The sequence below is a fragment of the Huintestinicola sp. genome (assembly GCF_050874005.1).
Lineage (GTDB): Bacteria > Bacillota > Clostridia > Oscillospirales > Ruminococcaceae > Huintestinicola.
Map to the genome: position 1 here is coordinate 37,642 of NZ_JBNMJV010000001.1, position 14,047 is coordinate 51,688.

The following is a 14,047-nucleotide window of genomic DNA, read 5'->3' on the forward strand; positions in this document are numbered from 1 at the left end:
TCCTTTTTTTAAATGTGGAGTTGAGAGCCGTTTATTTTCTAAGCTTACCAAGCTTCTCCGCATAGTCCCTCAGCCTGCCATTTGCGGCGTTCACCGGACCGAAGCTGTCAAGGCAGCAGATGACCTGTTCACACCTGTCAATAAGTTCCCTTGCCTCCTGCTCATTTTCATATGAAACAGCCTCAAAAGGCTTTTCGGATATTACCCTTGCCGCAAGTGCCTTTGCCGCAGGAAAATCAATGTCGTTTTCGTGGATAACTCCCGCCGCAAAGGGGATATCAAGCCTCTGGAGCCTGCGGAACACTCCCGTTCCTCTGCCGTTTCCTGCAATAACGAACACCCTCGGTTCGCCCGTGGGAGGAGCAAGTTCCGCTGTGCAGAACCGTTCCTCAAAGCTGCCCTTTTCAATGCCGTAAAGAGCAGTTATCCGCTCGCTTGTGAAGATCTCCTCGGGTGTGCCCTGCCCCTCAATGCCCTTGTCGCCCACGCATATAACGTGGTCGGAGATACGCTCCGCCATATCAAGTTCGTGCATTGACATTATCACCGCAAGCCCCTTTTCACGTACAAGGCGGCGGAGAATGTCAAGGAGCTTCAGCTTATGGCGGATATCAAGAAATGAGGTAGGCTCGTCAAGGACAAGTATTTTAGGTTCCTGACAGATGGCTCTTGCAAGCATTACCCTCTGGCGCTGTCCGTCGCTTATGCGGGAAATGTCCCTGTCTGCAAGAGAAGTAACGTCTGTCAGCTCCATTGCCTCCGCCACCGCACGCTTATCCTCGGGGGAAAGTATGCCAAGCCTACCCGTATAAGGGTATCTGCCCGCACCCACCGCCTGACTGCAGGTCATAAGCTCGGGGTCTGTCCGCACCGTCATAAGCAGGGACATTTTTTTTGCAAGCTCCTCGCCCTTGAAGTCTGAAAGCTCCTCCTTGCCGATATAAACTGCTCCGCCAAGGGTTTTTATTTGTCGGGAAATGGTTTTGAGTATAGTGGATTTTCCTGCGCCGTTGGGTCCTATGAGGGTGACAATTTTCCCCGGGAGGAGAGATATGCGGATATTGTCAATGAGTATTTCCGAGCCGTAGCCCACTGCAAGGTCATTGGCGGTAAGGACGTTGTTCTGCATTTTTTCTCTCCTCCTTTTTGAACATATCGCACATCGGGTTCTTTATTCTTTATTATTTATTCTTTTTTCTTTATTCTTTTGGGATAAGTCCGTCAAAAAATTCACACTCCCATTCAAAGCTTGAAGCACAATATTCTAAGCCCAAATTATCGGAGCCGTCTTTTTCCGATAAGGTAAGCAGCTTTGTTTTATCTCTTATGTCTTTTAATTGCAGGAATAAACTAAGGGGAAATTCATATCCCCATTCAGAACGAAAGCCATACAAACCAAAACGCTGCAGGATATCCTGCATTTCAGCAATAAAGTCATTTAAAAATATTTCTGTTTCAATTTGTACGGTTTTATTTTCAATTTCTTTATCGGATTTCTGAGATTCATAGGTCACAGCGTGAAATACGAACTGCTCGTTTGAAGTCCCCATATTCCATATTGAATATGCAGGCTCCTCAAACACTCTGAATGAGTTTTTCGGCTCGTCCCGGGGCGACCTGCCGAGAATGTATATCAGTCCCGACATAAGATCATCAAGAAAATTTGAAAGATAGCTTGCGCAAAATGAAATAGTGTTTTCCCCATCGCTTATATATCCCATTATCCAGCCGGCAGATATCTGGTCTATTTTAAATGATTTTTCAGGCATAGTTTTTCCTCGCAATTTTAAAATCCGATTTGAATTATTAAGCGTTTTCCTAATTCTGTATTATACCATATTCATCTTTATAATTCAACCGCCGCCCGGAACATAGCTTTAAAGAATAAAGAATAAATAAAAAATAATAAAGAAGTCATTGCTCTCGGTGCCGCCCAGCCATAATGGCGATGACCACAGGCGCACCCGCAAGAGCCGTTACCGAGCTTATGCTAAGCTCCGAGGGGGCGAAAAGTATCCTTGCAGGCAGGTCGCACATAAGGCAGAACACCCCTCCGCCCAGAAATGCGGCAGGGATAATAAGCTTCGGGTCGGCAGTTTTAAAAAGCTTTTTGATAAGATGAGGAACGGCTATTCCCACAAAGGAAACAGGCCCCGCAAATGCGGTCACGGCGGCGGAAAGCAGGCTTGAGACAAGTATCAGCCCCACTCTGAACGCCCTGATATTCACCCCCGAGCTTTGTGCGTACACCTCTCCCAGGCGGTATGCGTTTATCTGCTTTGACATTAAAAACGCCGCCCCGAGACAGATAAATATTACGGGTGAAAAGGCTTTCACATCTTCCGCATCAATTCCCGAAAAGCTGCCCATTGACCAGCTGTGGAGATTGACGATATTGGAATCGTCTGCAAATGTGACCGCAATATCGGTTATTCCCGAGCAGATGTAGCCAATCATAACGCCGCACACCACAAGCATAGAGCTTCGCTTTATTTTAGACGACACCGCAAGAATAAAGCCCATCGACAGCATTGAGCCTGCAAATGAGGATATGATAAGCGCACCCGAGGTAAGGGGTATTCCCCTTTGCAGAAAAAATATCATCGCCATTGCAACGGTAAGCTTTGCCCCCGAGGATATTCCCAAGACAAAAGGCCCTGCAATGGGATTAGCAAAATAGGTCTGCAGAAGATATCCCGAAACTGCCAGACCGCCGCCAAGCACCATTGCCGCAAGCATTCTCGGCAGGCGTATGGAGAGTATGATGTTTGCGGCTGTTGTTCCCCTTTCCGCTCCCGTAAGGACTTTTATGACCTCCTCGGGGGAAAAGCTGACGCTGCCCGAAAAAAGGCTTGCCGTCATAAGGAAAAGCAGTAGCAGCACAAGGATAGTGTAGCCCATAATATAGCGCTTTGTTTCCTTTGTCATTTCATACTCTCCTTTCCGCCGTTTATTTTAATCTGTAAAAATACTCCATATCGTCCTCGGCTTCTCCCGTAAAAATAAGGTTCAGCTCACGAATGACCTCTGCCGCTCCCGTTGTCTGCTGAAACATATTTTTATCCGTACACCACACATCTCCCGAACGTACCGCCTTGAATTCGGAAAGGAGACTGTTTTTTTCTGTAAGTTGCGAAAGGTTATCCATTCCCCCGTCAATGGTGCTGTTGTAGATAAGCACATCTGCCATCGCCGCTTCGGAATAAAACACCTCAAACTGCATATTTATTGTGGACTGAGCATTTTCATCAACATTTAATTCCTCGGGAGAAAAAATATACTCTCCGCCGCCCAGCTCTATCATTCGGGAAACATAGTCCCCGGGCTTTCGCACAACAGCATAGCCGTTTGAGGAAATGTAGAAAAATGCGGCGGTCTTTCCCGTACTTCCGCTTTGAGTAATGCTGTTAAGAAGCTCCGACTGCTCCGAAAAAAGCCGCTCTGCCTCTTCCTCCCTGCCCGTAAGCAGTCCGTAAAGCTTTACCCATTCAAGCCGTCCCAGGGGGTGAGTTTCGTAGCTTGAGCGCTCGATAAGCACGGGTATTCCAAGCCTTTGTAGATGCTCCTTTACCTCGGGCTTGTGGTATATCATCGTTGACTCAATGGCAAGACCGCACCCCTCGGACAGGATAAGCTCGTAATCGGGTGCGGAGTATTTTCCCGCATAGAGGATATCCTCATTCGCCATTGCTTCTTTAACTTCTGACAGTGCCCAGTCCCTTTCAAGGGTGGCTGTGGCACGCACATTCCCCTCTGCACCTATGCCGAAAAACATATCCATTGCGGAAGATGCGGCAAGGTAGATATTGTCTGCAGGGGTACGGATAAGGGTGATATTGTTGGGTATCTCTTCCACCGCTTCATTTTCGGGAACAAGGAGATATTTTTCCCCGTCAGATACGGTCACAAGAGAAATATCATTTTCGTAATACTCGACCGAAAACTGAGTGGCATACATAAGTTCCATCTCTCCCACAGGCTCTGCATTTTCAAGGGAAAATCCGTTTGTAACGGCTTTCTTTGAACAGGAACAGAACACTATGGTGCAGAGCAGTATTCCCGCAAGCTTTATAAGATTTCTCATTCTGCCGTAATTGTTGCCGAGTCGAAATACAAGGTATATTCGATCTCGTGGGGAGTGCTCATTGCGGTGGTATTTGCGGAGACGGGCATTTTGTAGTCAAAGCCCGTTACGGGAATGACAAATTCCGAATTGCCCTCGGTGTTTTGTGGATAATATTTCTCGCTGCCAACGGTCATACAGTCGTAGTTTGAGCTGCCCCAGACAATTTCGGCAAAGGCTTCTCCGTCTGAAACGGTGAGCCTTGCTGGAGAATTTATTTTCGCCCTGCCCGAGCCGCCCTCAAGGGACACATCTACGGTATATTCACCGTCCGCAAGTCCGAGACTTTCGATAGTATTGATAACACCATCTGCAAAAGCGTCCGCAGGAAGGGAGTCTGCACGGAAAAGGAGAGTGCGGTCATACCACATTTCTTTCTTTTTGCTGAATGCGGCGCAGTCAATGCCCATATCAAGGCCCTCGACGGGAACTGTAAAGGAGTGTGTGCCGTCGGGATCTTCCTCAAAGGGGATATACCCGTCCTCCGAGGCATTCTCTCCCTTGCCCATAAACAGATACAGATAGCCCGTTCCCCCCATTGTCATTCGGGCGGTCATTTTTCCTTCGGATACGGTAAGAACACAGTCGGTAACTGTAAACATTGAGGAGCTTGAGTCCACCTTGATGTTATATTCTCCGTCCTTTAAGCTGTCCGCATAAACAGGGGTCATATCATCGGGGATAACAAGCCCGTCGGGAACGGTCTGTGCTCCCTCGGCAACGGCATTTGTGCTTACTGTTGTTACCTCTGAAACAGCTTCGGATATAGTGGTCTCGGCAGAATTGTCACTATCCGTATTTCCGCAGGCGCTCATCATAAGCACCGACATAACAAGCAGGAGAGACAGATTTGCTTTTTTATTCATTTTAATTTTCATTCCTTTATTTAAAAGCAGTCTCTCCCCGTATAAACGGAGAGAGGTCTGCTGTGTATAATATGGTTATCAGTTCAGGGAGTCAATTGCCGCCTGAGCGTGGTCGGCGTAAATTTTTCTTATCTCCTCGTTTTCGCCCAGACCTTTAAGAACGCAGACAACCTCATATCCCTCGCTCTCAAAAGCACTTTTCCAGGAACCGTCCTCGTCTCCTGCCATATCGTTGTTTGCGTGGTCGCCTGCAACAACCATAAGGGGCTGGAGCACTACTCTCTTGTAATTCCCTGCCTTGACAGAAGCCATAACATCATCAAGAGTGGGAGCAGCTTCAACGGTTCCTATGAAATAGTTATCATATCCACCTGCGGTAAAAAGCTCCTGAATTTTCGAGTAAACGCCGTTTGCGGAATGTTCCGTTCCGTGACCCATAAAGCAGATGGCAGTTTCCCCGTCATCATATTCCTTGGTATCATCTGTAATGGCTTTTACCGCTCTTTCAAAATCCTCATCACTTGTAAGGAGCGGCTCGCCGAATACCACCTTTTCAAAGGCGTCGGAATAATTTGCCGCCTTTTCCACTATCTCGTCATACTCAATGCCGTTCATAAGGTGAGTGGGCTGGATAACAAGATTTTTTACCCCGTTGTCCGCCGCACGGGTGAGAGCGGCGTCAATATCGTCAATAAGAACTCCGTCACGTCTCTGAACGTGGTCAATGATGATATTCGAGGTAAATCCACGTCTTACGGAATAATCGGGGAACGCCGCTTCAAGATCGTTTTCTATCGCTCCCACAGTAAGGCGGCGGCTGTCGTTATAGCTTGTGCCGAAGCTTACCACCAAAAGCTCGTTTTCGCCGATATCGTCCTGATTTCTTACATTATCCAATGAAGCGTCTCCTGTATCATAGTTTTCTTCGTCCTCTTCCGGGGCTTCTTCCTGTGCGGAAATTTCCTCGGACTGAGAGGTTTCCTCCGTCTCTGCGGCAGTCTGCTCCGCTTCCTCGGACTGCACCGTTTCGGAAACAGTCTCTGAAACAGTTCCCGAAGTGTTTTCGCCGCCGTTTGTTCCTCCGCAGGCTGTCATTGCCGACAAAACTAAAAGCGCTGTAACAGCCGCAAGAATATGCTTTGACCTTTTCATAAAAATATTCCTCCGTTTTTTCGGAGGTATTGACAAAAAATGCCCTCCTACGATACGTAAAGAGGGTACAGCAAACAAGACCCCGCCCTTATAAAAATTTTTGGCGGTGTCCGATATGTACGATCAATACCTCGTGATCTTGGGTACTTAAACCCTGTACAGACAAGCGGCAGGTTTCCTGGCTTAAAGATCATCACTCACGGGACGTCTTCCCGACCGCTATGGTCAGTGACTGCCTTTTGCAAGGCTTTGCCCGTTCGCTCCCTTATCACAGTGACGAGATCGTGCAGGATTTTCACCTGCTTCCCTTTTACCCCCGGACCGGACAGAAAAGCCCGCCGGGGCACCGTTTGCCTTTATTAAATTTTCGACTTGTATGCATACATTGTCATACTAATTATACCATATGTGAAACGGTTTTCAAGTGCAAAATTTTAAAATCATAGCCTTGCACTAATTAAAGTCTCACCGCCCACGCTTTTTGGGGATATCATACAAAATTAAAATGCTTTTCCCGTTAGCATTGACAAGTTTTTTGAAATATATTATACTATAGTTATAAGAATAAAGAAAAGGAGAGTGTATATGTTATGAAAGCAAAAGGTTTTTTAAGCGAGTTCAAGGCAATAAATTTCCTTATGCTCCTTGCGGCAGGCATTATCAATGCCATCGGAGTAAACCTGTTTTTAGCCCCCGTTCATCTCTACGACAGCGGAATTTCGGGAACCTCAATGCTCATGTGCAGGCTGCTCCCTGCGGTACCTATGTCGGTGTTTCTCATTATCCTGAACGTTCCCCTGTTCATCTTCGGAACGAAAATGCAGGGTATGCATTTTACGGTCTATTCCATATTTGCGGTCATTGTGTATTCGGCAGCCTCCTACATAATCACGTATATGTGCGGCTTTGACCTGAGCGCAGGCTCTCCCGTTGCGGGAAACGATCTGCTTCTGTGCGCTATTTTCGGCGGACTTATCTCGGGCGTGGGCAGCGGTCTCACTATCCGCTTCGGCGGTGCCATTGACGGAATTGAAGTTATGGCGGTGATATTTGCAAAGCGGCTGGGGCTTACGGTGGGCAACTTTGTTATGATTTACAACGCTGTTCTTTATATTGCGGCAGGTGCGATCCTGAGCGATTTTATTCTTCCTCTTTACTCAATAATCACCTACTGCGCCGCCATTAAAACGGTTGACTTTATCGTCGAGGGCTTCGACAAGGCAAAGTCCGCTATGATAATTACAAGCAAAAAGGACGAGATAAGCGAAGAGCTTTCGGAGACCTTCGGTCACGGCATAACCCACATTCAGTCTCACGGCTATTATAAGGGCAAGGAACAGACCATTATTTACTTCGTGGTGAACCGTTTCCAGATAGCAAAGCTCAAGGCTATCGTTGCAAAGCACGATGAAAAAGCTTTTGTGACCATTACGGACGTTTCGGATATTATGGGCAGCAGCCTTAAATCGGATAAATAAAATTCTCCCCGACATACCTCAAACAGTATGACGGGGAGATGATTTTATTTAGTCAAAATCTCATTTATAATATCTTCCGAATAGCCAATTCTCTCATTCGGGCAGCAATTTCTTGATTCTTTTGGGCATAGCCTTCGGCGTATCCTTGGGCATAGCCTTCGGCATAACCTTTAGCATAGCCTTCAGCGTATTCTTTGGCAAAGCCCTCTTCCCACGCCTCTTTCAGATAAGTAGCCTCATCGTGAAGAGCCTTTTCACGCATACGGGCAAGCTCCTTTATTCTCGTTTCCTCGCTCGTATCGTAAATTACTCTGAATTTTTCTTCACTCATAAGCCAAAAATCCCCTTAATATCATCGTCTGAATAACCTATCGCTTTCATTCGGGCAATGATCTCATCGTCTCTTTCAGCTCTGCCCTCGGCTCTGCCTTTAACGAGTCCTATTGCTTCTCCCTCTTCCCTCGCCTCTTTCAGATAAGTAGCCTCATCGTGGAGAGCCTTTTCACGCATACGGGCTATCTCACGGACACGTGTGTCCTCGCTCATATCGTAAATGACCCTTACAGCCTTCTGCATAATAGGCACATTGGTATTTTCAATCATAGCAAGCTCCTCCTCCTTATCGGCGTTGATGTATTGAAGCCACAGTTCCTTCCTGTTTTTGGGGTTTGGCTTGCGGCTTATCTTTTTCAGTTCAAAGAAATGAATGGAAAATTTATCGGAGAAAATTTCTCCCGTGTCCTTGATGGTGGTCACTACCTCGTTATGATAGTTTTCACCGCTGAACATATTAAAGTTGATAATGTTAATTGCAATGGTCTGCTTCAGGTCTCCGTAATCCTCGCCGCTTTTTAGCTCCGATGTATAGAGTTTTGCCCAGTAAAAAAGTGTCCTGTCACGATAATCGGCGTGCTCCTTCACCTGTATCTCCACATTCACAAGCTTGTCGTCCACTTTAAGACTCAGGTCAAGCCTGCTGAATTTGCCCAAAGCGCTCTCGGGCGGAAGCTCGGGATTTGTTATGGTTATCTCTGTAATTTTTTCGCTTGGTATATCAAGAATTGCCGAGATAAAATCGTGGAGCATATCCCTGTTTTCCGTAAAAATTTTCTTGAATATTACATCAAGCTTTGCCGATACAACGTCACGTCCCATAGCTATCGCCTCCCTTTTCTTTAGTATAACACATAACACATAAAAATTCAAGCAAAAAAATCGGGAGACGAAAACGTCCCCCGCAGCGTGTCGCTGAGCCACCTCGTTGGAAAGATAGCAATAATTTTCTCGTTTTGTGGCTCGGTAACGTAAGTATTGAAGCCAATTTCTGTGATCATTTTTTTATTTATAGCTTTAAGCTTTTTCAACACGCTGACGGGGAACGAGACCGTTCCCCGTAAAAAATCTCTTTATATTAAATCAAAGCGATTTGAGCTTCTTCTCCAGCTCTTCCTTAACAACCTTGGGAGTAGCCGCACCTCTCAGCTCCTTGTTGCACTGTCCCATAAGGAAGCCGAATACCTTGACGTCTCCGCCCTTGTACTGGTTAACAGCCTTTTCATTTGCGGCAAGCACCTTTTCGATTACTTCGAGGACCTTGCCCGTATCGCTGACAATGAGCATACCCTCACGCTTAGCGATAGCCTCGGGGTCGCCGCCCTTTTCAGCCATTTCACGGAAAATTTCCTTGGCGTCGTTCTTTGTTACCTTGTCGGTATCGGACATCTCCACAAGCTTTGCGATATCTGCTGCGGTGAACATAGGCTTGTCAATGTCGATCTCGCCTAAGTTCATACGTCTCATTATCTCGCCGTTGATAAAGTTAACGAGAGACTTGGGATTATTGTAGCATCTAAGCGCTTCTTCAAAGAGGTCGGATATCTTCTTGGTGTTGACAATGACCTTTGCTTCCTTCTCGGGAATGCCGAAGCCGATGTATTTTGCAAGTCTGTCCTTGGGCATTTCGGGGAGAGAATTCTTTATTCTCTCAAGGTCCTCGTCATAGAAATTTACCTGCAGGATATCGGGGTCGGGGAAATATTTGTAGTCGTGAGCGTCCTCTTTGGTTCTCATAGACTTTGTTTCGCCACGGTTTGCGTCGAAACGTCTTGTCTCCTGTACTACCTTGCCGCCTCTGTCGAGTATCTGAGCCTGGCGCTTTATCTCAAACTCAATGGTGCGGTAAATGGACTTGAGGGAGTTAACGTTCTTTATCTCGGCTCTTGTGCCGAACTCGGTGTCGCCCTTTTTCATAAGGGAGATGTTAACGTCCGCACGGATAGAACCCTGCTCCATCTTACAGTCGGAAACTCCCGAATACTGGAGCAGCAGGGCGATCGTCTCAACGAGAGTTCTTGCCTCCTCGGGAGAGGACATATCAGGCTCGGTAACTATCTCGATAAGGGGAATTCCGCAGCGGTTGTAGTCGCAGAGGGAAACGCCGTTTAAGTCATCGTGGATAAGCTTTCCTGCGTCCTCCTCAAGGTGGATACGGTTTATGCGGATAGTTTTCTGCTTCTTCTCGCCGTTCTCCTCGTACTCGATGGGCACAGAGCCGTTAATGCACAGGGGCAGGGGCATCTGGGATATCTGATACGCCTTGGGAAGGTCGGGATAGAAGTAGTTCTTTCTGTCGAAAACGGAGAATTTATTGATGTCGCAGTTTAAAGCATAGCCTGCTCTTACCGCATATTCAACAGCAGTCTGATTGATAACGGGAAGAGTGCCGGGCATACCCGAGCATACGGGGCAGCAGCGTGTGTTTCTGTCGCCGCCGAATTCAGCGGAGCAGGTGCAGAATACCTTTGAATTGGTAAGCAGCTCCGAGTGTATTTCAAGACCGATAACGGGAATGTAATCTGATACTGACATAGCTTCATTCACCCTTTCTGATCATATTTTTGCCGCAATGCGGCTGAAGTTCTTTTCAAATGCGTCTGCGGCGCCGATAATGGAAGCCTCGTCCCACATTCTGCCGATAAGTGACATACCTATGGGCATACCCTTTTCGTCATAGCCGCAGGTGGTGGAAATTGCAGGGAGAGAAGCGATGTTAACTGTAACGGTGCAGATATCTGCCTGATACATCTTCTTGGGGTCGTCGATATTCTCGTTAACGCCGTAGGCAACTGTAGGAGCGGTGGGAGTGAGTATCATATCGCACTTTTCAAATATCTCGCCGTATTCCTCTCTGATCTTCTGCTTGAGAGCCATAGCCTTGCCGTAGTAAGCGTCATAGTAGCCCGAGCAGAGAGCGTAGTTTCCCAGGAGGATACGTCTCTTGACCTCGTCGCCGAAGCCCTCGCTTCTTGAAGCGGTGACAAGCTCGTTGTAATTGCCCGAGATGTCGCTTCTGTGACCGTACTTTATTCCGTCATAACGGGAAAGGTTTGAGGAAGCCTCTGCGGAGGAAATGAGGTAGTATGCGGCAACGGCGTATTTCAGAGAAGGCATAGAGCATTCAACAAGCTCTGCGCCCATTTCCTTGTACTTGTCAGCCGCAGCAAGAACGGTCTTTCTTACCACATCGTCAATGCCCTCTGCATAGAACTCCGCAGGAACGGCGATTTTTACGCCCTTCATATCCATACCGATCTTTGATGTATAATCATCAACGGGATTTTTGGAAACTGTGCCGTCGTGGGGATCGTAGCCTGCAATGGCATTAAGGATAATTCCGCAGTCTTCTGCGCTTCTTGCAATGGGACCTATCTGGTCGAGGGAGCTTGCGAATGCCACAAGACCGTAACGGGAAACTCTGCCGTAAGTAGGCTTGAGGCCTGTAACTCCGCAGAATGAAGAGGGCTGACGGATCGATCCGCCGGTATCCGAACCGATAGCCGCAGCACAGAGGTCTGCGCCCACAGCCGAAGCGGAGCCGCCGGAAGAACCGCCGGGAACTCTTGTCAGGTCATAGGGATTTTTAGTCTTCTTGAATGCGGAGGTCTGGGTAGAGCCGCCCATTGCAAACTCGTCCATAGAGGTCTTGCCCAGCATTACGATATCCTCTGCCTCAAGCTTCTCCATAACGGTAGCGTTGTAGGGAGGAATGAAGTTCTCAAGCATTTTTGAAGCACAAGTGGTCTTTACGCCGTCTGTGCAGATATTGTCCTTTATTGCAAGGGGTATTCCGCAGAGTGGTGAAGCGCTGCCTGCGTCAATTTTCTTCTGAGCCGCCTCTGCAGCGGAGAGGGCTTCGCTTTCGGTGACGGTGATGTAGCTTTCAAGGCTTCCGTCTACAGCCTTTATCCTGTCAAGGTATGCCTTTGTAAGCTCGGGTGCAGAAATTTCTTTCTTATCGAGCTTATTTCGCAGTTCCTTTATGGTAAGGGAAGTTACTTCCATTAAACACAACTCCTTAATTTTTATTCAACGACCTTGGGCACTACAAAGCAGTTCTCGCTCTGTACGGCGTTCTGCAAAAGCTTTTCGGTGGGGAGAGAGGGCTTTGCCTCGTCCTTTCTGAGATCCTTAAGATAAACGTTGTGATTGTCCTTGAGAGGGTCGTAGGCAATGTCTATTTCCTTGATGGTATCCATTATTTCGATAATGCTTGTCATATCCTTAACAGCCTGCTCAAGCTCCTCGTCGGTGAAGCTGAGCTTTCCAAGCTTTGCAAGGTATTTGACCATATCAAGCTCCATATAAGTTCCTCTTTTCTCTTGATTTTTCGCTGCGTGCAAGCCGCAGACAATAATACCTAATTATTATACCATACTTTTTGCGGTTTTGCAAGTATTTTTCGCAGTGAGTGCAAAATTTCGGGGAGATTTAATTTTTTGCAAATTATTTTTAATTTTGGAATTGTTTTATGCAAAGATAAACCAAATCACTTGACAACAGCCCCGATATGGAATATAATTAAATATAACTATGAAAATATCTGCCGCAGACCGGCAGGAAAATATAAAAGGTGGTTTAAAAAATGGCTGTTGAAAAAACTATGGACAAGATCGTGGCTCTCTGTAAGGGCAGAGGCTTTGTATATCCCGGAAGCGAGATCTACGGCGGTCTTGCTAATACCTGGGACTACGGTCCTCTCGGCGTTGAGCTTAAAAACAACATCAAAAAGGCGTGGCTCAAGAAGTTCGTTCAGGAAAGCCCCTACAACGTTGGCCTTGACTCCGCTATCCTTATGAATCCCCAGACCTGGGTTGCTTCGGGTCATATCGGCGGTTTCTCCGACCCCCTTATGGACTGCAAGGAGTGCAAGACACGTCACCGTGCAGATAAGCTCATTGAGGATTTTGACGGCACAAACGTTGCCGGCTGGACAAATCAGAAGATGCTCGAATATATCGACAAAAACAATATCGTATGCCCTGAGTGCGGCAAGAAGAACTTTACCGATATCCGTCAGTTCAATCTGATGTTCAAGACCTTCCAGGGCGTTACCGAGGACTCCAAGGCTGAGCTTTATCTCCGTCCCGAGACCGCTCAGGGTATTTTCGTAAACTTCAACAACATTCAGAGAACTACCCGCAAAAAGGTTCCCTTCGGCGTTGGTCAGGTGGGCAAATCCTTCAGAAACGAGATCACTCCCGGCAACTTCATCTTCCGTGTAAGAGAGTTCGAGCAGATGGAGCTTGAATTCTTCTGCAAGCCCGGCACCGACCTTGAGTGGTTCCAGTATTGGAGAAGCTACTGCAAGGACTTCCTTCTGGGTCTGGGCATCAAGGAAGAGCACCTGAGACTTCGTGACCACTCTCCCGAGGAGCTTTGCTTCTACTCCAAGGCAACTACCGACTTTGAGTATCTCTTCCCCTTCGGCTGGGGCGAGCTGTGGGGCATTGCGGACAGAACCGACTATGACCTCACTCAGCATATGAAGACCAGCGGCAAGTCTATGGAATATTTCGATCCCGAGACAAACGAGAAGTACGTTCCCTACGTTATCGAGCCTTCTCTCGGCGTTGAGAGACTTTTCCTCACCATTGTCTGCGAGGCATATGACGAGGAGGAGATCGGCGAGGGCGACAAGTCCGACGTAAGAACAGTTATGCACCTCCACCCCGCTCTTGCACCCGTTAAGGCTGCAATTCTTCCTCTTACAAAGAAGCTCAAGGAGCCTGCTATAGAGCTTTACACCAAGCTTGCAAAGAAGTGGAACGTTGAGTATGACGAGGCAGGTCAGATTGGCAAGCGTTACCGCCGTCAGGACGAGATCGGCACACCTTTCTGCATCACCTACGATTTCGACACCCTCGAGGACGGCTGCGTTACCGTTCGTGACAGAGACACTATGGCTCAGGAAAGAGTCAAGATAGACGAGCTAATCGCTTATATTGACAAGAAGCTTGAGTATTGATATAATAGAAAATTCCCCCTTGACAAAACAAGGGGGAATGTGGTATAATACTAATAAAGGATAAGCCGTGTAGACGGCGTGTTTCCTGAATGGTTTTTTTATGTCGCTAACGTGATGTCAGACT

General features: G+C 47.3%; 13 protein-coding genes and 1 riboswitch. Of the genes, 2 read left to right on the top strand and 11 right to left on the bottom strand.

Annotation, left to right across the window (positions count from 1 at the left end; all coding sequences use genetic code 11):
* Positions 1-31: 31 nt before the first annotated feature.
* From ACR0QN_RS00220 to ACR0QN_RS00245, 6 genes are all read right to left on the bottom strand, one after another.
* The gene (locus ACR0QN_RS00220; RefSeq protein ID WP_432649175.1) at positions 32-1,129 is read right to left on the bottom strand and encodes an ABC transporter ATP-binding protein; all 1,098 of its coding nucleotides are present in this window, start codon (positions 1,127-1,129) and stop codon (positions 32-34) included.
* Positions 1,130-1,199: 70 nt separating this feature from the next.
* Positions 1,200-1,769: a hypothetical protein gene (locus ACR0QN_RS00225; RefSeq protein WP_432649176.1), complete on the bottom strand. Its 570-nt coding sequence runs from the start codon at positions 1,767-1,769 to the stop codon at positions 1,200-1,202.
* A 145-nt stretch (positions 1,770-1,914) separates the two neighbouring features.
* Positions 1,915-2,928, bottom strand: coding sequence for a FecCD family ABC transporter permease (locus ACR0QN_RS00230; RefSeq protein WP_432649177.1), 1,014 nt, complete (start codon positions 2,926-2,928; stop codon positions 1,915-1,917).
* Between the two features lie 22 nt (positions 2,929-2,950).
* The gene (locus tag ACR0QN_RS00235; protein ID WP_432649178.1) at positions 2,951-4,084 is read right to left on the bottom strand and encodes an ABC transporter substrate-binding protein; all 1,134 of its coding nucleotides are present in this window, start codon (positions 4,082-4,084) and stop codon (positions 2,951-2,953) included.
* Complete coding sequence (locus ACR0QN_RS00240) at positions 4,081-4,989, bottom strand: hypothetical protein (protein ID WP_432649179.1); 909 nt, start codon at positions 4,987-4,989, stop codon at positions 4,081-4,083. The genes ACR0QN_RS00235 and ACR0QN_RS00240 overlap by 4 nt, the downstream gene beginning before the upstream one ends.
* A gap of 78 nt (positions 4,990-5,067) precedes the next feature.
* Complete coding sequence (locus ACR0QN_RS00245; protein WP_432649180.1) at positions 5,068-6,141, bottom strand: sirohydrochlorin cobaltochelatase; 1,074 nt, start codon at positions 6,139-6,141, stop codon at positions 5,068-5,070.
* A gap of 151 nt (positions 6,142-6,292) precedes the next feature.
* Positions 6,293-6,507, bottom strand: a riboswitch (cobalamin riboswitch).
* A 224-nt stretch (positions 6,508-6,731) separates the two neighbouring features.
* On the opposite strand from ACR0QN_RS00245, the gene ACR0QN_RS00250 reads away from it, so the two are divergent.
* Positions 6,732-7,619: a YitT family protein gene (locus ACR0QN_RS00250; protein ID WP_432649181.1), complete on the top strand. Its 888-nt coding sequence runs from the start codon at positions 6,732-6,734 to the stop codon at positions 7,617-7,619.
* 64 nt (positions 7,620-7,683) lie between these two features.
* Here ACR0QN_RS00250 and ACR0QN_RS00255 read toward each other — a convergent pair whose 3' ends face one another.
* The 5 genes from ACR0QN_RS00255 to gatC all read right to left on the bottom strand — a co-directional run bounded on the left by ACR0QN_RS00255 (position 7,684) and on the right by gatC (position 12,259).
* Positions 7,684-7,950: a hypothetical protein gene (locus ACR0QN_RS00255; RefSeq protein WP_432649182.1), complete on the bottom strand. Its 267-nt coding sequence runs from the start codon at positions 7,948-7,950 to the stop codon at positions 7,684-7,686.
* Positions 7,947-8,774 carry an Rpn family recombination-promoting nuclease/putative transposase gene (locus tag ACR0QN_RS00260; protein ID WP_432649183.1) on the bottom strand — a complete coding sequence of 276 codons (828 nt, stop codon included), beginning with the start codon at positions 8,772-8,774 and terminating at the stop codon, positions 7,947-7,949. Before ACR0QN_RS00260 ends, ACR0QN_RS00255 begins: the two co-directional genes overlap by 4 nt.
* A gap of 261 nt (positions 8,775-9,035) precedes the next feature.
* A complete protein-coding gene (gatB, locus tag ACR0QN_RS00265) occupies positions 9,036-10,487 on the bottom strand; it encodes an Asp-tRNA(Asn)/Glu-tRNA(Gln) amidotransferase subunit GatB (RefSeq protein ID WP_432649184.1) in 1,452 nt (483 codons plus the stop codon).
* A gap of 21 nt (positions 10,488-10,508) precedes the next feature.
* A complete protein-coding gene (gene gatA, locus ACR0QN_RS00270; protein WP_432649185.1) occupies positions 10,509-11,960 on the bottom strand; it encodes an Asp-tRNA(Asn)/Glu-tRNA(Gln) amidotransferase subunit GatA in 1,452 nt (483 codons plus the stop codon).
* 20 nt (positions 11,961-11,980) lie between these two features.
* On the bottom strand, positions 11,981-12,259 hold the full coding sequence (gene gatC / locus ACR0QN_RS00275; RefSeq protein WP_432649186.1) for an Asp-tRNA(Asn)/Glu-tRNA(Gln) amidotransferase subunit GatC: 279 nt from the start codon (positions 12,257-12,259) through the stop codon (positions 11,981-11,983).
* A 281-nt stretch (positions 12,260-12,540) separates the two neighbouring features.
* On the opposite strand from gatC, the gene ACR0QN_RS00280 reads away from it, so the two are divergent.
* Positions 12,541-13,923 (top strand): glycine--tRNA ligase, encoded by a 1,383-nt coding sequence (locus ACR0QN_RS00280; protein WP_432649187.1) that lies wholly within the window; start codon positions 12,541-12,543, stop codon positions 13,921-13,923.
* Positions 13,924-14,047: the final 124 nt, after the last annotated feature.

Coding starts and splice junctions, on each gene's coding strand:
- ACR0QN_RS00220 (WP_432649175.1), bottom strand. CDS start 1,129: ATGCAGAACAACGTCCTTACCGCCAATGACCTTGCAGTGGGCTACGGC.
- ACR0QN_RS00225 (WP_432649176.1), bottom strand. CDS start 1,769: ATGCCTGAAAAATCATTTAAAATAGACCAGATATCTGCCGGCTGGATA.
- ACR0QN_RS00230 (WP_432649177.1), bottom strand. CDS start 2,928: ATGACAAAGGAAACAAAGCGCTATATTATGGGCTACACTATCCTTGTG.
- ACR0QN_RS00235 (WP_432649178.1), bottom strand. CDS start 4,084: ATGAGAAATCTTATAAAGCTTGCGGGAATACTGCTCTGCACCATAGTG.
- ACR0QN_RS00240 (WP_432649179.1), bottom strand. CDS start 4,989: ATGAATAAAAAAGCAAATCTGTCTCTCCTGCTTGTTATGTCGGTGCTT.
- ACR0QN_RS00245 (WP_432649180.1), bottom strand. CDS start 6,141: ATGAAAAGGTCAAAGCATATTCTTGCGGCTGTTACAGCGCTTTTAGTT.
- ACR0QN_RS00250 (WP_432649181.1), top strand. CDS start 6,732: ATGAAAGCAAAAGGTTTTTTAAGCGAGTTCAAGGCAATAAATTTCCTT.
- ACR0QN_RS00255 (WP_432649182.1), bottom strand. CDS start 7,950: ATGAGTGAAGAAAAATTCAGAGTAATTTACGATACGAGCGAGGAAACG.
- ACR0QN_RS00260 (WP_432649183.1), bottom strand. CDS start 8,774: ATGGGACGTGACGTTGTATCGGCAAAGCTTGATGTAATATTCAAGAAA.
- gatB (WP_432649184.1), bottom strand. CDS start 10,487: ATGTCAGTATCAGATTACATTCCCGTTATCGGTCTTGAAATACACTCG.
- gatA (WP_432649185.1), bottom strand. CDS start 11,960: ATGGAAGTAACTTCCCTTACCATAAAGGAACTGCGAAATAAGCTCGAT.
- gatC (WP_432649186.1), bottom strand. CDS start 12,259: ATGGAGCTTGATATGGTCAAATACCTTGCAAAGCTTGGAAAGCTCAGC.
- ACR0QN_RS00280 (WP_432649187.1), top strand. CDS start 12,541: ATGGCTGTTGAAAAAACTATGGACAAGATCGTGGCTCTCTGTAAGGGC.